The sequence below is a fragment of the Streptomyces sp. NRRL F-5755 genome (assembly GCF_001279365.1).
GTDB classification, from domain to species: Bacteria; Actinomycetota; Actinomycetes; order Streptomycetales; family Streptomycetaceae; genus Streptomyces; species Streptomyces rimosus.
Window position 1 is genome coordinate 1 of the sequence record NZ_LGCW01000274.1, and the last position, 20,983, is coordinate 20,983.

A 20,983-nucleotide genomic window follows, 5' to 3' on the forward strand; every position below is an offset into this window, starting at 1 on the left:
GAGGCATCCTCCCCACCCTCTGACGAACCGTCGAAGATCTCCTTGGGCACCAGCAGCTCATTCGCTTCCCGCGCAACGGAAGCCGATTACGGCTGGCGTCTGCGGCTGACCACAGATCAGGAACTGGGGAGGCGCAACTCGTGCCCACGGGGCCTTCGGCGCGGGAATCCCCGGTGGTCGGCCTGCCTCATTGGATCCGAGCGAGGCCCTTCGCCGCGAACGGGTGCTGTCGAATCTCATGAACAGTTCGATAGGCCCTGATGATGCGGGTGCCTCCCAAACTCGCGTACAGGTGCTGTCGCAACTCGTGAACAGAGCCACAGGGGCGATGACCGGCGGGACCCGGCGTCCGCTGCACACGATCACTCACAGAGTGACGTCCCGGCCCGTTGCTGGCCGGGCGGGGCAGGCCGGGGAAGACGGCGGTTGGCCGCCGTCTTCCCGGGGGTGCGGCAGAGGGCCGCGCACATGGAGCAGCGCTTGAGGAACAGTCGGCGGTGTGAGGGCGCACATCTCCCAGTTGGGTGAACTAGGGAAGGAGCGCACGGAACACATAATCGGCTCCAGCCGGACGGACTGATCGCCTTCTCGGTGAACGAGCCCCGCGCCGGAGAACTGCCCGGCCGACGCGTGGACAACCTTACTCCGGCCGACGGCACCCGGTTGCCGGTCGTTCACTACGCGTACGACGCCGGTACCTCGTGCAGCTTGCTGCACGAGCACGGCTTCGCCGACGCCGAAGTGCTGCCAGTCGAGGGTCCCGAGGGCAGCTCCTATCGCACGCTGGTGATACGGGCTTGCCGGATCGGAGACTGAACGGCCGACATCCGGATGAGCGGTGCTCGGTCCGACTCCGGTGATTCTGGGGTCTCCGGGCCAGGGGCCTGGCCGTGATCCAGGCATTGCTAGGGTCTGTGCGGAGTCGTGATCACGCTGTGGCTGGACACCGATCGGGGCGCCTTGGGCGGAGGTGCCGTGCGCTGGGCACCGGCCGGGCTTCGCCGTCGTGCGACGGCGTATGGAGCAGCGGGCGGTGGGAGTAGTGCGCAGGTTCGGGATCAGTCCGGCGCGCAGGAGCGAGGACTCACCACTGCCGGACGGCCGGCCAGCACCGGCAAGGGCCTCTCGCGCACCATGACCATCAGCTGCTGGATGTGGTCGTCCCGGCCGAAGAAGCGGTCTTGGTCACCTGTTTCGTAGCGCGCCGGCCCCGGATACGGCGCCTGGTCGGCGGTGTTTCGGGCCATCACGGTGACGGAATCACAGGGCGCGTAATCTTCCCGCCGTGCGACCGTGATGCTTCGATACCTGATAGCGGCTGGCCGAAGCCGTGCAGGAGTGACGACGCTCCGAAGGAGGACCGCGTGCCGGGATTCGACTTCGTCATCGTGGGCGCGGGGACGGCCGGCTGTGTGCTGGCGGCGAGGCTGTCGCAGGACGTGAACACTCATGTCCTGCTGATCGAGGCGGGTGGCTCAAAGGTGCTGCCCGCGCAGACCTCGCCTCCCGCATGGCCGACCCTGCTCCAGACCCCTGCGAACTGGGGAGACTTCACCGTCGAGCAGTCGGCCACCGGCACATCCATACAACTGCCGCGAGGGCGCGGGCTCGGCGGATCCTCGGCGATCAACGGCATGGTCTTCGCCCGCGGCCACCACTTTGGCTACGACCGGTGGCCCAGCCAGGGCGCCAAGGGCTGGGGCTTCGACGATCTGCTGCCGTACTTCCGGCGCAGTGAGACCGCGGTGGGCCGCGATCCGGCACTGCGCGGGATCGACGGCCCCCTGACCGTGGGGCCCGCCAACCCGCCGCATCCGGTCATCGAAGCGTGCCTGGAAGCGGCCGCGGAGACGGGGTATGCCAGGGCCGCCGACATCAGCGGCGGCCTGGAGGAGGGCTTCGGACTGGCGGACCTCAACATCGTCGACGGCAGGCGGCAGAGCGCCGCCGACGCCTATCTCGCGCCGGCCCTGGAGCGGCCCAACCTGAGCGTCGTGACCAACGCCCTGGTGCGGCGGCTGCGCATCAGCGGCGGGCGCTGTGTCGGCGTGGAGTACCGCACCGGTACCGACGAGGTGACCGTCGACTGCGCGGGTGAAGTCGTCCTGACTGCCGGTGCCATCGGCTCCGCGCAGCTGCTGCTCCTGTCGGGGGTCGGCCCGCAGGCCCATCTGGCCGACGTGGGCCTCACGACCGTCCTCGACCTGCCGGGCGTCGGCGCCCGGCTCCACGACCATCCGATCGTCAGCGTCACATCGAGCGCGGCCCGCCCGCTGCCGCCACGGCGCAACAACCACGGCGAAGCCATCGGTCTCATACGCAGCGATCCCGCTGTCGAAGAGCCGGACCTCCAGGTCGTCTTCGTCGACTTGCCGTCCCATCTGGCCTCGGCCCAGGACCCCGAGGACGGCTACACCATCGCTGTCTCCGCGATCCGCCCGTACAGCCGCGGCACGCTGCGGCTGGCAAGCGACGATCCCGGTGCGGCGCCGGTGCTCGATCCGGGTTTCTACACCGATGCGCGTGACCTGGCGGCGGTCGTCGCCGGTGTGCGGCTCGTCCGGGAGATCGGCAGGGCCCCGGCGCTTGCGCCGTGGCGTGGCCGGGAGGTGGTTCCCGGGCCGGACGCGGACGACGACGATGCCATGCGCGGGTTTGTGCGCCGGACCCTCACCTCGTACTGCCATCCGGTGGGCACCTGCCGGATGGGGACCGATCCCCTCGCTGTCACCGGGCCCGACCTGCGGGTCCACGGCATCGACGGACTCCGGGTCGCCGACGCCTCGGTGTTTCCGTCCATTCCGTCGGCGAATACGGTCGCCACGGTGTACGCCGTGGCCGAACGAGCCGCGGACCTGCTGCGCGGCACCGACTCCAGGAGGGCATCGTCATAAGCGTGCTGACCACCCGGCTGACGGAGCGGTTCGCTGTCCGCACCCGCACGAGCTGTCGCCGCACCGCCTGCCCTAACACCTTCCGCCGCGCGCTATCGCTTACGCGATCGACACCGTGCCAACTGCTTCCGCTACGCTCTGACCGCTGGTTCACCTGATCTCCACCGCCGAAAACCGGCGTCCCGCCCGCCACCGCCAACCACCTCGTCCAGAGTGGCGCGTCGACCGACACCCGCGCTGCTCGGAGCGTGGCCTGATGGCCTGTTCGACGGGCCGTTTGGGAAGTTCTGCACGTACGCACCGAGGCCCCACCGGGACTTTCGGCCAAACGAGATGACGCAGCCACTCATTCTGCAGGCCCCCGAGGTTGCGCCTCGGGGGCCTGCTGATTGATGTAGCGAAGCCGATGTTGGTGACCTACTGGTGGCCTCCCCGATCCGAGCCGAGATCGCCGATGGCATCGTCAACAAGGCACCAACTAATGTACTCGCCGTGTACCGTCAATCAACTGCTGAATCGTCCCAGTAGCCCACAGGGAAATCGTCGGGCTGTGTCTCTCTCGCTTCTGGGGTAGGCAGATCCTCTTCGGCGGGATGGTGAAGGAGGAACATCGTGAGGAACATCGCCGTGAATGGGTTCCTCGGATGAAGGGGGCGGGTAACCGAATGACTCAGAGTTCACACCGCACCTCGCAGACTAGGCGCAATACATCCAATCAGGTCGACCGTACAGCAAGTTGCCCCGCACCTGGACACCATTGGTGGCGATCGCGTATCCGCGCGCTTCGAGCCGGTGTTGGTCATCGTTGAACCTGTGTCGGCATCGCAGCCTGAAGGTTGTGTCGTTGAGCTGCCCGGTCTTCCTCGGGCCACTGGCCGAAGCTGTGAAGCGCCGCCATCCAGCGCCGTCGGGGTTGTGGGCGAACTGGCCGTTGGTCCAGTGGGTCCGGAAACTTCCAGTACACGTCTGATGGGTACCAGCCTTTATGTTGTCGCTCCCAGCGTCAATAATCACCCTCCCAACGCAGGTGCTGTAAACAAAGCTGCCGGGTGCCTTTGTTGGCCCCGTCACGCTTCCAGGAAGCCAGTTGGCCGGGTCCGCAGCCCCCGGATCTGATGCGTTCATCACTTGAGGGTGCCGTCGTTTCAGGGACGGCCGAGAGAGGTCAGGGCCGCAAAGAGTTCGAGTTGTTCAGCGGCGCCTGCCGCTGCTCAATCAGCTTCCACGGGGTTCCTCGTCGTAGAAGCTGTGGAAGGCATCCGAGGCTTGTCCCGTCCAGCCGCTGTGGTCCAGGTCGCGCAGCCCGGAGTCGACCCCTGTGACAGTGTCTGCCCGAACTGGGTCAGGAGGTCGGCCGTGGCCTGCACCGCCTTCGCATCGCCCGGAACCAGGTCCATCGGGTTCCGGCTCTCCCCAAGCTCAGCCACGCACGCTCCCGCCGGTGGGCGGAGCGATACGGGCCAGGGATGCGGCAACGTGCTGGTCGACCTCCAGGTAGGCGCCCGCGGTGTCGATCAGCCTGCGTGGCCGGCCAGTGCCGCCCCCAGGCCGTCATGCCCCCACGGCGTCCGCGTCGCAGTCGATGTCCTCCACGCGGTGGCCCTCCAACAGCGCCATCAGATCCGCTGCTCCCAGTCCCGCGCTCTTGAGCGCCTCTATGTCCACAGAGAACGACTCTGCCCCCACCTGTTCCTGCTTCCCCTCACTTCGACTGCTGTGTACTACACCAAGACGCGGCAGCACCACCGCCTGATTGCAGCAACCGCGGTAGAAGCCGGGCCCATCACCCGGTCAGCGACAAACCGCTGACCCGATGACAGCACGGGCCCTGCGGACGCACCGCCGCGAGCGCGGCCGGACGAGGTACACCGCGACATCCTGACCGCCCAGCTCCGACCCCACCTCTGTGAACAGGCCGCTTAATGTTCGACGGGGCAACCTACCGGCCGACAGGCGATGTCGTCGAACCCGGCGAGCCAGTTGATCACCGACTGTCTTCGTAACCCGCCGGCAAGCGCTGTTCCTCTTGGAGACAATCGAAGCCAGGGCCCTTACGGTACGCATCCGCGTACCGTAAGGGCCCTGCATCTCTGCAGCGCCGGGCAGCGTCTGTGGTCGGTGCTTTTCGCCCCAGTCCTCCAGCCTTCGGCGGAAATTATGGACGAATTCTTTGGGACTCGGCCACTCGGTCCGAACCGGTTACGGGGGCCTCAGGCGCCTTAACACTTCAAGAAGAGCTCGGGCTGACTGAGGAGCCGGCGTCGCCAAGGGTTTCGGGAGTGACCTTTTTGCCGGTTACGACATCGAGGAAGATGCTGCTTTTTTTGTCGGGGTTATGGGGGTCGCTTTTTGGCTTGAGGCCGATCAACCAGACCGGTCGCCAGGAGCCGCCGACGCGTTGCGCCATGAGGGACACCGGTTCGGCCTGCATGCCTGTCGCTTCATGCTCCGCGCGCTGTTTCGCAGCAGTATTGCTGACAGTAGCGGGGGGCAGGGCAGGGTCCGGAACGCTGCGGGCTGCTGCGTTCGTGACACGTCCGGCCGTTGTGACGATAATGTCGAGCCGCATCGGCATCATCACGTTCTGCGAGTATCGGCGGTAGCTCAAGATGTGCATCCCCTGATTCCGCCGGAGGGGGCGAAAATCGGCTTGCGCGCCCTTTGTGTCAGCTGCGAACCATTTTTGGGCGAATCGCTCTGCCGATTCCTTCATCTGCGCTGCAGAGAGAGCGCCGTTGTCGTCGTGGTTGTCTGCCGATTCCACCTCTACCAGTTTACGGTCTGGCCAGGTGGCGACGACGGTGCCACGGTTTGTCTCAGCCCGCAAACGCCAGTGGCCGTCCTGCACCATTCTGACTTCCGTCTGGCCGAGTTCGGCTTGCGCTCCGTACAGGTCTTTGGCGGTCTTCGCCAGCCACTCCAGCTTTTCGGTTGAGTCACCGAACTTGGCCTGCGCACGGTGGTGCAGTTCTTCGTAGTTGACGCTCGTGAGCGTGAAGTGGAAGAGGGGTGTGACGACAGCTGCGACCGCTATGACAGCCCCGATCCCCCACGCCGCTCTTTTGCGCGTGAAGGGGAACTCGCTCTGACGTCCCCACACGTACAGGCAGCCCAGAGCGATGCCGATTACTCCGCCAAGGAAGTTCGCCTTGACATCGTCGTAGCTGCATGCGCGCCCCAGCCCCAGCCATCCCTGCACCAGTTCAATGCCGCAGGTCAGTGCCAGTGTTGCGGCCAGCACCAGCAGCGGGCGGCGGAAGAAGAGGACGGCCAGGAAACTCAACGGAACGAACAGCAAGACGTTCAACTGGGCCGACTCTGAGGCCAAGAAGGCGAGACCGGGCAGGCCTGTGTCACAGGACCCGACCTGCCCGGTACCGGCGATTCCCGGCATCATCGTCACGACAAGCACGCCAGCCAGGGCCGTGGTCAGCAGTAACGACAGGCCGATGGATCGGCCTTTGGCTTTGGCAATCAAGGCTGCAGGCACGCCCATGACAGCCGCGCAGATCAAGAATGCCGGAATAAGGCCGGGCAGCGCGCCGACCGATGCTTCAATCACCGGGTTCGTCTTTCAATGAGCGAGAAAGGATGCCGCCTGATCAGCAGAGATGCCGGACGGAAGGCGTCTCGTGCGACTTCCCTCCCGAATTCATGTAACCAATTGCGAAGCACTTCGGCACATCACTGATGGGCTTTGCGCCGAAGTTGTGGCTTACCGTCTGCCCCTTCTTCACCGTCTTCGCCCCGGAAGTGTAATCGGACCTCTGAGTGTAAAGCCCGAATACGACGGACACCGTTCCGCCCCCGGTCTTGCGGTAGCTGTCGGAGGCGTAGAACTTGGTGCTGGAAGAGCCGATGGCGACCCCATTGAATGCCGTGAAGCTGAGCACCCCATTTTCCAGCTGAGTCGATGACGTTCCGTTCGCGAACGCAGTTGTGGCACCCATCGCGGCAAGCGCAACCCCCCGACGGCAATTACTCGCGCTATCTTCTGCGGAAACATCAGTCCCTCCGTAAAATGTACGTCTGGCACAGGGTGTAGCGAATTCTCGCGCCACAACCCAAAGGCTGATCGAATCCCCATCCCCCGCCGCCACCCGTTCGATCGGATGTTTGATTTGACTTTAGCGCAAGATGATCAGACGGCCAACGCATTTCCGCGCCTCGGGACGATCTAGGCACGTTACGCATGGCTGGAAAACCTATGGACAGGGCTGGATCTCCCGCATGCTGCGCACGGGTGGCTTCTTGCAAAGGCCGGTGTCGGTGATTTCCCGGGACGCGGCCTTCGAGCGGATCGGCTGGCGACTGGCATCGGAACTGCGTTGCCTCAAGGGGGGAGAAGGACGCATCAACACCGAGCGCGGCATCTGCTCCCTGGCCTCGGTCCCACCGCAGCGGGCCGGTCAGGCCTGCAGATGGCGTTGGCGGGCGGTGACCAGGGCGCGCCAGCGGGTACGGACGGCGGCTTCGCTGTCGAGCCACTGGATTGCGGAACGAAGGGGATGATGCCGTGACGCTTCACGCACGCCGGGCAGGCGTACACCGTCCTGCCGCCGGCCGACACCACGTGCTCGATCCCGACATCGACAGGGTCGGCGGTGGACTCCCTGCACCAGCGGCATGTTTCGCTCACCAGGCCCACCCCGGCAGGTAGGTGCCACCGTTCACGCGGTTCCGCTGCATGTTCCGGCGTGCCGTCGGGCAGTCGGGCCTGCACGCCCACAGTTCCACCGTGATCTCCTGGCCGCACGAGATGACCGGTGCACGCCCAGGGAGCGGTCCGCGAACAGGCGGGCGTTGCACAGTGCACAGTTCCAGCCCTCCTGCTGCGGCCCGTTCAGGCGCGACAGGTCAATGCCTGCAACCGGCGCGCTCACCGCAGCGGGCCGCTCTCGGAGTCTGCGTTGACCGCGGCGAGGCGGGCGCTGAGGAATTCGCGCGGCGTCGGGGGCGCAGGCTCTCCGGGGCGGCGTCCCATTCGCGGCCCCCGCCGAGCGGCCGGAGCTGTACGGACGTCCCGACGCGGCCCATGACCCTGCCGACGCGCAGCTGGGCGGTGTCGAAGACGATCTGTGCGTCGTTCATGCGTGGGCCCCGCCCTTCTGCCGCACCACATCGGCCAGCCGCATGGCCACGGCGGCCCGTACACGGCCGAGGCTGACCAGGCCGAGGTCCGATGCTGCGTCGGCGGCCAGTGAGGGCAGGACAATGCCGACGCCCATCAGCGCGTCGCGGAGCGCTTCCGTCGCCACGTCCGGATCAACGGTCTCGGGACTCCTTGCTGTTGCCATGCATTCGACGTTAGGAACAGCCTCGTGGAGGTGCTAGCGGAGTTGCGCGAAGTTTCTTGACAGCCCATGCGAGTTGCGCGAAGTTGCTCGCGAAGGCCGGGGATGCCTGTATCACACGCCTGAAGAGTCGGTGATGCTTAGCGGATCAGTCCCCGACGAAAGGTACTGATCATGAGGCGACTGCGCTTCAACGGCACGGGCAGCGGCGGCGGTTCCTGCCCTGCTGTGCACGAGGACCTCGACTCCGGTGAAGTGATCGTGCACGGGCCGCGGCTCACCGACCCAGCCTCCCTCTCCCAGCTCCAGCACCTGGACGAAGACGAAGTCCCGATCGTCGTTCCGCGTAACACTCTGATCGACTTCGGTCCGAAGGAACGCGACGAGAAGCCGCGCATCCTCGACCCCGAGACGTTCGCCCGACTCTTCGAGAACTTCCGGCACAGCGCGTGGCATCTGGAGATGCGCCGCCGCTACGCCGTTGATGAAGCCACGGAGACCTACGCCCAGTTCGCCCGCGGCGAGACGCCTGCGTGGGACATGAACTCGCCGTGGGCCCGCATCATCAGCGCCAAGACACAGGACGGCGCAGCCGTCGGCCGCGTCCGCATCCTCGACCGCCCGCCGACCGAGGGACAGCGCTACCTTCTCGTTCACGCGGAGCACAACGACGCGCTGGGCGAGGACGTACGGAACATGTGGCGCGAGGATGCCGAACGCGTCCACCTCCCGGACGAAGATTTCTGGATCTTCGACTCGCACATCGTCGCCGTGTGCCACTTTGACGGTGAGGACAACCTCACCGGCGCCGAGCTGATCACGGAACCGGCGAGGGTCAACCAGTACAACCGGCTGCGCGACATCGCAGTGCACTACGCCGTTCCGTACAAGGACTTCGTGGCACGCATGACCGCGGAGGAGTGAAGCAGGTGGGTACCGGTGGGCACGGACTATCAGCAGGCACGCGCGGATCTCGGGATCCGGCTCCGGGAACTGCGGCTCACGGCCCCTGGGGGCCGGCTCACCGGTACGCAGCTCGCTGACCGCCTCGGACCGGGATGGTCCAAGGTCAAGATCAGCAAGCTGGAGAACGGCAAACAGACGGCTACGGCCGATGACCTGCACGCGTGGGCGAAGGGCACCGGCCAGCCCGAGGCATATGAGGAACTTCTCGCCCGCCTGCGGGGGTTCGAGTCACACATCCGCTCATGGCGCCGCCAGCTGTCCGCAGGGCACAAGCCGGTCCAGGACGCCGTTACCGTCGAGCACGAACGGACGCGGGTTCTGACCATCTGGGAGAACTGTCTGATCCCCGGCATGGTGCAGATCCCAGAGTACGCGCGGCACACCTTCGCCCGGCACGCAGACCTCATGCAGTCGCCGCGGGACACCGAAGACGCGGTGCGCGCCCGGATACAGCGCCAGAAAGGGCTGTACCGGCCGGGCAGGAAGTACAAGATCATGATGTGGGAAGGAGCGCTGCGCTCCCTTATCTGCCCGCCGTCCGTCTTGGCGGCGCAGCTTCATCACCTGTCCGGAGTCATCGGGCTGGACACCGTCGAGATGGGCATCGTCCCTTTCAGCGCCTCGCTGAAGATCTATCCGGGCAACAGCTTCTGGGTCTACGACGAACGCCTCGTGGTGGTCGAAGACTGGCACGCAGAACTCTGGATCGAGGAGGCCGACAGCATCGCCACCTACCTGCGGGTCTGGAGAACACTGAGCGAGTCCGCAGTCTACGGCGCCGATGCCCAGAACGTCATCAACCGGGCGCGGCGGGCACTGAGCGCCGGATGACTGCATGAAGCGGCGGCGCCTGCCGGTGCAGGCGCCGCCTGGGTGAACTCCTGCCCGTCAGTCCCTCGGCCGCTGGTAGGCGTAGCGGGTGAGCCGGTCGCCCGAGCTGAGGTACTCGCCGTACTCGATCACTTCGCCCTCCTCATCGAAAAGCGAGTTGTACCCGACGAACAGCGCCGCCGGCCGCTCGGTGATGCCGAGCAACTCGGCTTCTTCGTCCGTCGCGATCCGGGCTCCGACCAGGTCCTGCCCGTCGTTCCAGACCCGGCCTGTGGCTTCCTCGATTGCGCCCGGCGTGCCGCCGGGAATGCGCTCCGTGGCCAGAAGCGCCGGAACGGCACGCGCGAGTTCACCGGCGAACCACGAGGTGGACACGGACACCGGGCCCGACTCATCACAGATCACCCGTCGGCGGCAGATGACCTGGGCACCCTCTTCGATGCCCAGCGCGAGAGCCACGCGCTCCGGTGCAGGGCGCAGTTCAGCGGAGAGGATCTTCGCGTACTGGCCGGGCGGGTAGATCCGTCCGGTGATGTCTGCCGACCGGACGCGGTCGGACGGTGAGTGGTGCTGGGTGCGGCGGGCAGTGACCACGGTGCCGACGCCCTGCCGGGGTTCGACCAGGTTCTCGTGGCGCAGTTCGCCGAGGACTTTGGCCGCCGTCGCCCGGGAGACGGACCAGTCGGCGGCGAGCTGCCGCTCGGAGGGGACGGTTTCCCCTTCAGCGAGTACTCCGCTGAGGATCTGCTCACGCAGGTGGTTGAGAACCTGCCGGTAGGGAGGGAGGGACCTTTCGACCTCAGGAGACATGCGCTGACACTCCTTCACGCGGGGTGGACTAGGCCACAGCCAGGATAGCGCCAAGCCCTTGACGGTGGATGGTGGCCTAGGCCACCTTGGGAGTGTCGTACTTCACCGGACCGCACCCACGGAGGTGCCTGTGAGTACAGCCCCCGTCCTCCCGGCCGTCACCGCAGCTGCCCGTCCGCTGCTCCCGCCGGACCTCGAAGCCCTGCGTTCTGGCGTACCGGTCGTGGACTCTCTGCCTGTCAAAGGCTTCCCGCAGACCAGCGCAGGCGACCGGCGGCTGCGCACCGTACAGCAGATCTACGACCGTGCCGGAGTCCTGGCGCACATCGCGTGCGCCCCTGACGAGGGGTACGCCCTGACCGACAAGGCGTCCCCGCACGCGGTGCACGAACTGATGATGATCTCCGCAGGCCGCAGCCGCCGCCCTGGCCTGGATGACCACTCGGCCGCATTCGGCCGCGCGCTGGGAGTAGTGGCAGGGGCCTTCGCACTGCACTGCGCCGACAACGACCTGTCCCCGGCACTCTCGTGGAGTTACGACCCGCACACCCTGGACCGGCCGTCCATCCAGGGCGAGAAGCGGTTCCACGCCCATCTGATCGGGCGGACGCCTGCGGAGCAGGCCGCCGTCGCGCAGCAGGCCGTACCGGCGGCAGACCTGGACCCGCTGCGACGGCGGCGGATTGTCGAAGAGGCGTCTGTCCTCGGGGCGCTGCTGACCGCCGACTGCGTGGACCCCGACGCGCTGCGCGTGCTGCGCCCTGTAGCAGCTCTATCCTCCCCCGCATCTACCTGCGCTGCGGTCTTCGGCGTCCCCGGCGGATGGGGCGCCCTCGCCGACCCCGGAGTCCACGAGGATCTGGTGTACGTGCACCGCAAACTGCGCCGTGCGTACGAAGAGATCTCGCGCGCCTGCCTGACGGGCACAGCGGGCCCGTGGCGGCGCCCCGCCGTCGACGCAGACAGGGTGCAGGACGTGCGCCTGCCGCTGTCACCGCGCTCCCGGTCCGCCCTCGGGCACTACCTGTCCGCCCTCCGTCCGGACCTCACGCCGCAAGGCCCCGCCACAGCGCAGCGGGCCCGCATCATCCACACCTACCCGTTGGCGTGGCTCGCCTACGCGGTGACGATCACCGAGTTCCAGGGAAGCCTGGCGGTATACGTGCGGGTCAACGTGTTCTCCGACCTGGGCGGTGCCGGAGTGACCATCATGGACGGCACGGTCGTCAAGATCCGCAAAGGTGTGGGAGCGCTGCGTCCTGCGGAGATTGACGCACGCGCCTGCTTCCAGAACCAGTACCTTGACCGCCTGTGCCGCCACCCGCAGGCCGGGTACGCCCTCTTCCCCCGCCAGAGCTGAAGGACACCCATGAAAATCACCGTGTTCGGACTGCCCGGCACCGGGAAGTCCACCCTGGCCCGCAGCCTGTCCGCCCGTACCGGAATCCCCGCGATCAGCCTGGACGCCATCCTCTTCAGTCCCGGCGGCCCGCTGCCGCTGGAGGAGTTCCGCGCCGAAGCAGGCCGCGTAACGGCCGGTCGGAGCTGGATCGTTGAAGGCAACTACTCCAAGCTAGCGGATGTGGTCTGGCACCGCGCCGACACTCTGGTGTGGCTGGACTACTGCCTTCCTGTCATCGCCTGGCGTATCACCGCACGCTTCCTGCGCCAGGCTGCGGGGCGGGAAGCGAACCCCAATCGGCTGACCTTCCGGCGCACCTTCACTGCCCGCACGTCGGTCCTGCGCAACGCGGTCCGCAAGTACCGCAAGAACCGGCCACGCTATACCCGGCAGACCGCGGAGGCGTCGGCGCACGGCGTACTGGTGCTGCGCTTGCGCAGTCCCCGCCAGACCCGCTGCTGGCTGCACAGCCAGCCGGTGGCAGCGGAGGATCAGCCGGTACGGAACACCTGAGCAACCAGCACACAGTCCGGCACCTGGAAGGTGCCGGGCTTCTGCTGCGCCGGGATGCGGACCGCGCTCCCCCGCATGATCCTGTCCGTATGGCAGCGCGCGTGGTGGTGCATCCGCCCTCCCCCACCGGAGGACGGCGCGTCCACGCCGACTCCGTGGTCCTGGGGGTGGCGTACGGCATCGCCGACTTCCTGGAGTTCCTGCGCCGCGCGGGCCTGGACCCGGACGACGTGGACCTGGGCGACACCTCGCTGATTGAGTGGCGCGGGGGCGGACCCGGCGTGTGGTCACCCGACGACGCGGCACCCGTCGGCTGAGCCGTCGCTACGCTTTCCGGTGAACGCATTGAAGCCGTGGAGTCGCCGCATCTGGGTCGGTGACTCCACGGCTCAATCATGGGAATCAGCTTCAGCAGGCCGAGTTCGCCTGGAGCCAACTCGGCTGCATCAGGAGCGAAACCAGATCAGTCCGCCCACAGCGACCTGTCGTTGATGGTACCCATACGGACTTGCCCACTGGCGAGATCCACCAGGATGGGCCAGCAGTCGAGCAGCATGTCACGAAAGTCGCGAGTCTTCAGGTATTCGATGCCATTGAAAGGGACGATGAGCAGGCCATCGCGTTCTTCAACATTATCCGCATCGATAGCCAGAGGCGGATCGTTCGGCCTGGTCTCCCTTTTGAGGAGTTCTTCTGCTGCCTCTAGAGCTTGAGTGCGACTCAACATTATGCTGTCCTCATAAATGCGAATTTGGCGTACCCGGTGGGGTCAGCATGCCCGCTCTGCCCGTCCAGCAATACTACATCTCCGCCACGGTTGACCACATTGAAGGCGTGACCGTCTTTCCCGGTCGCACCCATAATGATGCCCCGCGCGCCATCGCCCGCATCCTTGATTTCTTTGACGATGTTAGAGAACGACTGACCTCGGAACCTCTTCCCGGGGTAAAACTTCTCAAGATCCCGAATTCCCCCACGGTCAATCTTCAATGCGGTTGCCGGAGCACCCTCCAGAGTCTTGTCGACGGCCAGGGCGCAGGCCCGACAGTTCACATCTGTTTTGGGATTGTAGTCAGGGTTGATCAGCTTGTGCAGATCCGGCGTAATGGGCGTCTTGTAGCCGTCTCCCAGGGCGGTGGTGCCGCCACCGCCCGCGTTCCAGCGGACATTGCCGACCCGGCTGAACGCCTTCTCGTTCTCGATGGCCTTGAGCAGGTCTTCGGCCTTGATGGCCTGCTTGCCGCCCTTGATCCAGCGGGCGACGATGGCAGCTCCGAGAATGCGATCGGCGGTGGAAAGCTTCTCGCCGGTGATGATGTCCTTGCCGGCGATCGCCTCAACGACGCCCTTGACGTCACCGATGCCCGGAGCGAGGTTCAGCAGCAGCGAGACGAGCGCCTCTTTGGCCTTACTCTCCTCGACCTTGGAATGGCCACGGACGTAGTCCCCGATGCCGGACAGGTCCAGGTCCTTGAACGGGCTGCTGCCGTCCTTGGCGATAGGGGTCTTGATGGCATCGTTGACCTTGTCGATGGCCTTGTTCATGCCCGTGACGCCACGGTTGGCCTGGTCCATGCCGCGGTTGGCTTCGGCGATGCCCTGGTTCATCTGCCGGAGACCGCGGTTGGCCTGATCGATGCCCTCGATCATTCCGTTAATGCCGCGGTTCACCTGGTCCATGGCCTGGTTCATTCCGTCCAGACCGTCGATCATTTCATTCAGGCCGCGTTGCATCTGATTGATGCCCTGAAGCATGCCGTCGACGGCCTGGTTCATGCCGCCCACATCGTCATTCAAACCGTTGATGGCTTGATTCATCTCTCCGAAACCTGCGATCGCCTCATCGAGCGCAGCATGGATTTCAGGGTCCGAGATGATGTTCGCGGCCTCGTTGAAGACCGGTGCCAGTTCGAGGGCGAGGTCACCAGTGGCCTTCACGACTTGCACAGAATGCTGCGTTATGTCGCGGATGTTGCCGAGCACCCGCTTCTGTGAGTCGATGGTGGCGGTCAGATTCTTGTATATCTCCGCCGCTTCCGGGTCCTTCTTTTCCTTGGCGGCAAGGTACTCCTTCATCTTGGCTTCGATGAGCGGAGCCGCCCCCTTGGCGCCAGATATCTTCTCGCGCAGGCCGGGGAACTGGGCGTCGACCTGCTCCTTCCAGTCATACGATGCGCCGAGGTAAAGAACGATGCCCAGCAGAGCGAACGCCTCGCTCCTGGCATTCTTTTTGATGCACTCCAGCTTTTTCCCGAAAGGCTCGGCGAGGCACTTCTTCAGGGCTGAGGGCGTTTCCTTCTGGTCGGCTGCAAGGGCTTGGCTCATGCCGCCGGTGATGAAGATGGCGAGCGTCACTACGAACGCTGCGATTCTGCTCAGTGTGCGATTTTTCATGGATTCCAGACGTGCGGGCAATGACAGGATGGCGCTGGGTCTGGAAAGTCGCCTTGCCTCGAACCTCGCTGCGTCAGATCGAAGGAGGAGTCGGGCATACGTGGCGTGAATGGAGTACACGCCTGACGGCGGCGCAAACGTCCCCCCGAACGCCAGGCGAAAGATCATACATACCGCATGTACCGATGTCTCCCCTCGGAAGCTACTTTGCCACTTTGTCGGCCACAGACGGCGGCCCCGGGGCGGCGAAGCCGGAGACGTCGCCGGGAAGTCGAACCATCGCTACCTGTTGTCAGGGAAACTGCATCGAATCTGAGCGTGGGCGCCCCGCAGCTGCAACACCACGCGAAGAAGCCCTCTCCACCCGCGTCATGTTTCGGTGCGGTCGCACTCCTCCGCCAGGGGCGGCAGATCCTGCGGCGTGATCCCGGAGCTGCGCATCTGCGCATTCAGCCCGGCCACGTACCCGGCGAAGACGTGCTCGACCGTATGCAGGCGGACGGTTTCCACCCGCAGTGCTTGCATCCCCTGGCGCCGTTCCTTACGGATGGCCTTGATCATGTCGAGGTCGACGCGGCGCTGCTCCGGTTCGGCGGCAGCATGGGCTGCCGCCCGGGTGACTTCGGCTCCGTTGTGGTACCTGACGCCGTACCGGTCCGCCCGGCCGCAACACGGTCAGCCCGACATACCGTCGGATTGGCCGGCTCATCGGGTCGGTTGACCGCGGTGCTGCATGGTGCAGCTCCGGATAGTCTTGTCGCGGTTATCGTGTCGCTTCGCCTGCGCGCTGCAAGTCGGTCAGCATCGGGCGCCCTCGGCGGCTACCGCCAGCGCCACTGCCCGGGCCCAGTTCACCGGACCGTCTCGTCCGCGAGAGCGAGGGACAGGCGGGCCCGGAGGCGGGCACCACGGCATTCCACCACTGTTGCCAGAAGTGCCTCCGCGACCAGCATCCAGAAATCTTCGCGGTACCGGAAGATGATGTCGAGGAGTTGGAGAGGGGTCTCGGCGACGCGTGCACGCTGCTGTGCGATGCGCTGGCGGCGATCGGATAGGAACTGGGTGGTGCTGGCCAGTGCCACGCCGGCGAGCGTCCCGATGACGGCCATGAGCGAGTCCCGCATGGCTGAGCACCCTTCCTGCTGGCCAGCCGGACGTCTGAGATAACCGCCGGTATGGCCTGCATTCTTCATGTGGATCAGTCCGCCAAGGGACTCGTTGCGTCAGTGACGGTATGGCGGACCCCGGATCCGTTACTGGTCGGCCGGAAGCCGGGCCAGTCCACCGGGACAGGTCACCCGGATCCGGTCATCGGGCTGCCGGGGATGCGGCAGCACCCGGTGCATCTCGCTCTCACCGAACTGCCCGGAGCCCCGCACACCTGCGTTCAGCCGGACAGTGGTAGGCGGACCGCAGTAGGTCACCGGGTAGACCTGCCGGACATTGCCGCATGCCGGGCAGTACACCCGCACCTGCCGGGCTGCGGCCCGCTGAGTAGCAGGCGACGCCGCGAGCTCCCTCGTCGTCTGCGTCTCAATGATCGTGGTCGTCATGGTTCCTCGTTCCCGGTCGTACCGGCCCGGGCCGACGGCGGCCACCAAACCGGCAGCTGTCGGTCGCAGTTCGTGCACAGGTGGGCGACCAGCTACCGGCCGACGGTGTAGGCCGGACCACGTCCTCGTCCCAGTGCAGGCAGGCGCCCGGGAAACACTTCCTGCCATTCACGAAAACGATGGAGATCTGCTCGCAGTGGCGCTCGTTCCTCACCACCGGGATTCACCCTGCGGCGCAAGTGCTGCCGTACGTGTAGCCGGCCACCCATGTGATCTGTAGGTTCGCCCTGCTGCCGGGTGCCGCGTACGGCCCGTACAGTGCAGACTCGTTCTGGACGATCCAGGACAGCGGCCGGTCGGGGGTGCCCCGGGCGGGCCCGATCAGCTTGCCGTCCAGGAAGTACTTGACGTGATCCGGGGTCCACTCGGTGCTCACGGTGTGCCAGTCCGTCCACCGGGCCTTCGTAGGGAAGGCGTCCTGGCGGCCGCCGTCACAGGCGTGGGTGAACGCATGGATCGTGTCCGTCCAGTTCTGCTCGGGGTAGTCCAGCTCGCAGCCGTGGCCGTAGTGCAGCCAGGCACTCTTGTAACCGGGCGCTGCCCGGGTGACCTTGAGGCGGGCGGAGAACTTCCCGTACGCCTGGTCCATGAGCTTCTTCGGTACCACCGCGGCGGAGTGGACGTCACCGCCGGACCGCGGCCGCCAGAGATCAATGTTCATCCGTCCGTCGCCGTCAGCGGCCGGGCGCACGCTCACCGTATCCTCAGGATGGTAACTCCCGCCGACCGTACGGCCGGTGTTCCCGTCGGCCCCCGATTTCGCGGTGTCAGGCCAGCCGGCGGGGTAGGCCCGGTACGTGCCCGTAAGCCCGCCGCAGTAGGCCCGGCGGGTGTCGGGATAATGGTTGCAGTCGCGGAAGCTTCCGAGCGGGACCATGTCCCCGTTGAAATTCTCTGCGAAGGTCTGCCGGAAGGGACCGCAGTCGCCGCGCGGCATCGCGGTTCCGGTGGTGTTGGCACAGGCTTCCCGGCCGGCCGCAGCCGCCGGGGACGGGCAAAGCAGGGCAGCAGTCACCGCACACGTGGTGGCGACTCATGGCCCCGAAGGGGCGTTTCATGGTCGGGTCCTTCGTTCCTGAATTCCTGGATCGGTCGTCTTGCCCTCACCCTGTGGAGTCTGCTGTCAGACGGCGACAGCCTGAAGCTGAGAGCGCAGGCTGTTCACGTGCTGGAAATCGATCTCGGTGGACAACGTCATATCGTCGCCTTCCTTGCCGTTCCAGCGCTGTTCATGCACTGGTGTTGCCCACCGGAAAAGGATAGAACCGTTCTTGTCGCCGGACAGGGACAAAGCTTCCGTGTCCGGTTCTCTGAACTCTGCCCACTTGTACCACTCAAGGCATGAGGTTACCTGATCGAGGGCAGCCATGATATGCGGGACCTGATCGGCCAAAATGCGCAGTACATATCGGTCAACGCGTTCCGGGGTGTGCTTCTTGACGAACTCCTTGGTCGGCTCACTTACGATCAAGTAGAACGACCGAGAGCGAATCTCGGTGCGATAGAGGCCCATGGCGGACGGGCTGCTAAAGGTTGTCCCGTAAACGCCTGTCAGAACAGAGGGTGCAGGTCGGAAGGTGTTCGTAGGTCTGCGAGGACGGCGGCGTGGTCGGACGGCCACACGGCATCGACGGGCCCGTCGCCGACGCGACGGATGGAACTGACGGAGCCAAGACCTTGAGGGCCTGGTGGGCCCGTGTGGATGTAATCGACGCGGACACTGGGTTCGAATGCGGCGGCAACGTACGGGTTGGCCGCGTTCCAGGTTGCTGAGGGCTGTGCCGGGTCTGCGTATTCCCACGCGTCGAGGAAGACCTGGCCAGGGACGGCAGGAGCCGTCTTGTAGCCGCCGAACTGTCGTACTTCGTCGGAGTCAGGAAAGGCGTTGAAGTCGCCCGTGACAACGGGTGGGAAATCGGTTCCACGGCTATGGGATACGACGAACCCGGCGAGCACTTTGAGCTGTTGGCAGCGTACCGCGGAGGCATCGATGGCCGAGGTGAGGTGGGTAGTGAAGAACGGCACCTGGTGTGTGGGGGCGTCGATGCGCGCGTAGAGGGCCAAACGGCCGTCATCATCGTCCTCGCGGGCCGGCAACTCCATCCTGTCGTACTCCGCGATGGGCCAGCGACTCAGGACGGCGTTGCCGATGTCCACCGTTGAGTCCCCGATGCGTCTTTGCCACCGCTCCGGCGCGCGGGATGCTGCCCAGGTCCAGTGCATGTCGAGGTGGGACGCGAGCCATTCCGCGAGGTTCCCCCCGCCGTGGGCCCACACCTCCTGAAGGCCGATGACATCGGGCTGGAGATCTCTCAACACTGTGAGGATGGCCTTCCGCCGTTCCGCCCATGGGCCAAAACGCCACCACACGTTCCATGTCAGCACCCGCATCACTGCCGCCCCCCTAGCCGGTTCGCACGAGCATCCTGGATGCATGCCGGATGCTGGCTATCCGGCGACGGTGAGGTTGTGCAGGCGGGCGATGCCGAGCATGGTGTGGTGGACGCCGTCGCCCTTGAGGCGGCAGTCGCGCAGGATCTTCCAGCCCTTCATGCGTGTGAAGGTGTGCTCAACGCGGGCCCTGACCTTCTTGTGCGACCGATGGTGCTCCCCCTTCCAAGTCGGGAGTTCTTCGCCCTCGCGGCGACGGTGCGGAATGACCAGTCCGGTCCCTTGGTAGCCGCCGTCGGCGATGGCCATCGTCCTGCCGACGGCGGCCTTGGCGCCGGACTCCTCCCAGCCGCGGGAGTCGTGACGGTTGCCCGGGACGGGCCGGCCGACCACGACGACCAGGCGGGTGTCGGCGTCGATGACGACCTGGTGGGCGGTGGAATAGCGATAGCTCTTCGACTGCTCCGCGATCGTGCGGTCGCGCGTGGGCACCAATGTCCCGTCCACGATGAGGACGGTGTCCTTGCGGAACCGCTCACGCGTCCGGAGCGCGAGAAGCGGCCCAAGGTGGTCGATGACCCGGTCGGCCGCGGACTTGGAGACGCCGAACAGCGGGTCCAGTTGGCGCAGCGTCAAGTTCGTGCGCCAGTAGGTCGTGACCAGGAGAATTCGATCTTCGAGCGAGAGACCCCAAGGCCGCCCTCGGCGAACTGTGCTCGCGGTCTCGCGACGTACAGCCGTCACCAGCTTGCCGAAGCAGCGCGGGCTCAGCCCGGAGAACGGACCTATCCAGGACGGTACCGACGCCGTGATCACACCAGCCACACCAAGATCATCTCACCTTTGGCCAGCCGTTACGGGACAACCTTTAGTTTCGTCTACGCCAACGGATTGCGCGCCACCCTGGGCTCGACCACAACCGCCTAAGGAGCCATGACACGGCATGGCGGGCCAGCCGAGCTGTGACTGGCGCCGCTAGTTGGCCATGGTCAGCGTTTGTTGGCCAGCCGTCCTGCAGTCCCTCGGCAGGCCGGCAAGAAGCACCACCACGTGATTGTGATCGTCTCCGGCGGCAAGCGGCTGCTGTCCCGCCGGTGAGGCGCCGGGGCGGGGAGGGGCAGGCCAGGCGCGAACGGCAAGCGGCTGGACCTCGGCGGTACGGTGGCTGGCGCGTCACCGGCCCGCGAATGTGCCAGCAATTACTGGCTGCCCCCGAATCAAGGGGCATGGCCTCGTTTGATCGGCATGGGGTGCTGGTGGTCAGGGGCGGTCGGGGGCTTGCGGATGCGTACGCCGGTCCAGATCTCGGGGCGTTCAGCCTGGGGCTCTTGGAGAATGGCGTACGGGTCAGACGTTCGCTTGCGACGCGCTGGAGCCTCCGCTTCGAGCGGGCGACGCTGGTGCGTCCGTTCCGCTGGCCCAGGGCGGGAAGAGCTTCGCGGGCTGGTCCTTCGTCTGCTCCTGATGCGATCGCCTGCCAACGGGTTCCCACGCTTTCACGGGCAGCATTCGACGTATCGACTGCTCACTCTCCGCATCCCGCTGTGCGTTGCCCTGATGCCCCTGAACCCGCTGTCAGGACTGTCTGGCGCATGCCACCAGTCTATGTTCCCGCGTCCTCCATGCGGGTCATTGTCGTATGAATGTGCTAATCGGTCGGGCTGAGAGGGGAAAGTCCAGGTGCGGTGGGTGAAGAGCCCGCCGGTAGATGACTACGGAAGGAGAGAACAATGACTGAGCAGACCGCCGAGTGCGACGTGTATGAGCCGCCGGCGCTGGTGGAGGCCGGTGAGTTCGCAGAGGTGACCATGGGTGCGCATCAGGACGGAACCTGCGACGGTACCGGCCCGACCTACTACCGCAGCTGAAGGCTGG

Annotated in this window: 22 protein-coding genes and 1 pseudogene; 8 read left to right on the forward strand and 15 right to left on the reverse strand. The window is 65.8% G+C overall.

Annotated elements, in window-relative coordinates; translation table 11 throughout:
- Window positions 1-591: 591 nt before the first annotated feature.
- Window positions 592-816 (forward strand): hypothetical protein, encoded by a 225-nt coding sequence (locus ADK86_RS26075; RefSeq protein ID WP_159393958.1) that lies wholly within the window; start codon window positions 592-594, stop codon window positions 814-816.
- Between the two features lie 204 nt (window positions 817-1,020).
- Here the strand turns inward: ADK86_RS26075 and ADK86_RS45715 are convergent.
- Together ADK86_RS45715 and ADK86_RS26080 are read right to left on the reverse strand one after the other, a co-directional pair.
- Window positions 1,021-1,074 (reverse strand): annotated as a pseudogene (locus ADK86_RS45715) (hypothetical protein); the annotation flags it as partial.
- Window positions 1,059-1,247: a hypothetical protein gene (locus ADK86_RS26080; RefSeq protein WP_053698791.1), complete on the reverse strand. Its 189-nt coding sequence runs from the start codon at window positions 1,245-1,247 to the stop codon at window positions 1,059-1,061. The gene ADK86_RS26080 and the pseudogene ADK86_RS45715, both read right to left, overlap by 16 nt.
- Before the next feature lie 117 nt (window positions 1,248-1,364).
- Between ADK86_RS26080 and ADK86_RS26085 the strand changes: the two genes are divergently transcribed.
- Window positions 1,365-2,894, forward strand: coding sequence for a GMC family oxidoreductase (locus tag ADK86_RS26085; RefSeq protein ID WP_053698792.1), 1,530 nt, complete (start codon window positions 1,365-1,367; stop codon window positions 2,892-2,894).
- Window positions 2,895-5,121: 2,227 nt separating this feature from the next.
- Here ADK86_RS26085 and ADK86_RS26090 read toward each other — a convergent pair.
- The 3 genes from ADK86_RS26090 to ADK86_RS26100 form a co-directional block, all read right to left on the reverse strand.
- A complete protein-coding gene (locus ADK86_RS26090; protein ID WP_053698793.1) occupies window positions 5,122-6,456 on the reverse strand; it encodes a VanZ family protein in 1,335 nt (444 codons plus the stop codon).
- Window positions 6,457-6,496: 40 nt separating this feature from the next.
- Window positions 6,497-6,844, reverse strand: coding sequence for a hypothetical protein (locus tag ADK86_RS26095; protein ID WP_159393959.1), 348 nt, complete (start codon window positions 6,842-6,844; stop codon window positions 6,497-6,499).
- A 1,137-nt stretch (window positions 6,845-7,981) separates the two neighbouring features.
- Window positions 7,982-8,191 carry a hypothetical protein gene (locus ADK86_RS26100; RefSeq protein ID WP_053698795.1) on the reverse strand — a complete coding sequence of 70 codons (210 nt, stop codon included), beginning with the start codon at window positions 8,189-8,191 and terminating at the stop codon, window positions 7,982-7,984.
- A 168-nt stretch (window positions 8,192-8,359) separates the two neighbouring features.
- On the opposite strand from ADK86_RS26100, the gene ADK86_RS26105 reads away from it, so the two are divergent.
- The gene (locus tag ADK86_RS26105) at window positions 8,360-9,112 is read left to right on the forward strand and encodes a DUF6879 family protein (RefSeq protein WP_053698796.1); all 753 of its coding nucleotides are present in this window, start codon (window positions 8,360-8,362) and stop codon (window positions 9,110-9,112) included.
- 15 nt (window positions 9,113-9,127) lie between these two features.
- Entirely contained in the window at window positions 9,128-9,985 is an 858-nt protein-coding gene (locus ADK86_RS26110; protein ID WP_053698797.1) for a helix-turn-helix domain-containing protein, read from the forward strand.
- 57 nt (window positions 9,986-10,042) lie between these two features.
- Here ADK86_RS26110 and ADK86_RS26115 read toward each other — a convergent pair whose 3' ends face one another.
- Window positions 10,043-10,795, reverse strand: coding sequence for a GntR family transcriptional regulator (locus tag ADK86_RS26115; protein WP_053698798.1), 753 nt, complete (start codon window positions 10,793-10,795; stop codon window positions 10,043-10,045).
- A gap of 223 nt (window positions 10,796-11,018) precedes the next feature.
- Here ADK86_RS26115 and ADK86_RS26120 point away from each other — a divergent pair, with 223 nt between their 5' ends.
- From ADK86_RS26120 to ADK86_RS26130, 3 genes are all read left to right on the forward strand, one after another.
- Window positions 11,019-12,155, forward strand: a complete 1,137-nt coding sequence (locus ADK86_RS26120; protein ID WP_159393960.1) for a hypothetical protein — start codon at window positions 11,019-11,021, stop codon at window positions 12,153-12,155.
- 9 nt (window positions 12,156-12,164) lie between these two features.
- Window positions 12,165-12,710 (forward strand): adenylate kinase, encoded by a 546-nt coding sequence (locus tag ADK86_RS26125; RefSeq protein WP_053698800.1) that lies wholly within the window; start codon window positions 12,165-12,167, stop codon window positions 12,708-12,710.
- 89 nt (window positions 12,711-12,799) lie between these two features.
- The gene (locus tag ADK86_RS26130; RefSeq protein WP_053698801.1) at window positions 12,800-13,027 is read left to right on the forward strand and encodes a hypothetical protein; all 228 of its coding nucleotides are present in this window, start codon (window positions 12,800-12,802) and stop codon (window positions 13,025-13,027) included.
- A 146-nt stretch (window positions 13,028-13,173) separates the two neighbouring features.
- Here the strand turns inward: ADK86_RS26130 and ADK86_RS41350 are convergent, their stop codons facing one another.
- The 9 genes from ADK86_RS41350 to ADK86_RS26175 form a co-directional block, all read right to left on the reverse strand.
- Window positions 13,174-13,437 (reverse strand): YrhB domain-containing protein, encoded by a 264-nt coding sequence (locus tag ADK86_RS41350; RefSeq protein WP_078952274.1) that lies wholly within the window; start codon window positions 13,435-13,437, stop codon window positions 13,174-13,176.
- Window positions 13,437-15,065, reverse strand: coding sequence for a pre-toxin TG domain-containing protein (locus ADK86_RS26140; protein WP_053698803.1), 1,629 nt, complete (start codon window positions 15,063-15,065; stop codon window positions 13,437-13,439). Before ADK86_RS26140 ends, ADK86_RS41350 begins: the two co-directional genes overlap by 1 nt.
- Before the next feature lie 408 nt (window positions 15,066-15,473).
- Window positions 15,474-15,665 carry a hypothetical protein gene (locus ADK86_RS26145; protein WP_053698804.1) on the reverse strand — a complete coding sequence of 64 codons (192 nt, stop codon included), beginning with the start codon at window positions 15,663-15,665 and terminating at the stop codon, window positions 15,474-15,476.
- A gap of 290 nt (window positions 15,666-15,955) precedes the next feature.
- Window positions 15,956-16,228, reverse strand: a complete 273-nt coding sequence (locus ADK86_RS26150) for a hypothetical protein (protein ID WP_053698805.1) — start codon at window positions 16,226-16,228, stop codon at window positions 15,956-15,958.
- 129 nt (window positions 16,229-16,357) lie between these two features.
- The gene (locus ADK86_RS26155; protein ID WP_053698806.1) at window positions 16,358-16,657 is read right to left on the reverse strand and encodes a hypothetical protein; all 300 of its coding nucleotides are present in this window, start codon (window positions 16,655-16,657) and stop codon (window positions 16,358-16,360) included.
- A 223-nt stretch (window positions 16,658-16,880) separates the two neighbouring features.
- Complete coding sequence (locus ADK86_RS44765; RefSeq protein WP_234346036.1) at window positions 16,881-17,378, reverse strand: glycoside hydrolase family 16 protein; 498 nt, start codon at window positions 17,376-17,378, stop codon at window positions 16,881-16,883.
- 462 nt (window positions 17,379-17,840) lie between these two features.
- Window positions 17,841-18,230 (reverse strand): hypothetical protein, encoded by a 390-nt coding sequence (locus ADK86_RS26165; protein ID WP_053698808.1) that lies wholly within the window; start codon window positions 18,228-18,230, stop codon window positions 17,841-17,843.
- Window positions 18,231-18,268: 38 nt separating this feature from the next.
- Window positions 18,269-19,108 carry an endonuclease/exonuclease/phosphatase family protein gene (locus tag ADK86_RS26170; RefSeq protein WP_053698809.1) on the reverse strand — a complete coding sequence of 280 codons (840 nt, stop codon included), beginning with the start codon at window positions 19,106-19,108 and terminating at the stop codon, window positions 18,269-18,271.
- Window positions 19,109-19,165: 57 nt separating this feature from the next.
- Entirely contained in the window at window positions 19,166-19,933 is a 768-nt protein-coding gene (locus ADK86_RS26175; RefSeq protein WP_053698810.1) for an IS5/IS1182 family transposase, read from the reverse strand.
- Between the two features lie 905 nt (window positions 19,934-20,838).
- Between ADK86_RS26175 and ADK86_RS42540 the strand changes: the two genes are divergently transcribed.
- Window positions 20,839-20,976 carry a lasso RiPP family leader peptide-containing protein gene (locus ADK86_RS42540; RefSeq protein WP_107088557.1) on the forward strand — a complete coding sequence of 46 codons (138 nt, stop codon included), beginning with the start codon at window positions 20,839-20,841 and terminating at the stop codon, window positions 20,974-20,976.
- The last annotated feature ends 7 nt before the right edge of the window (window positions 20,977-20,983 follow it).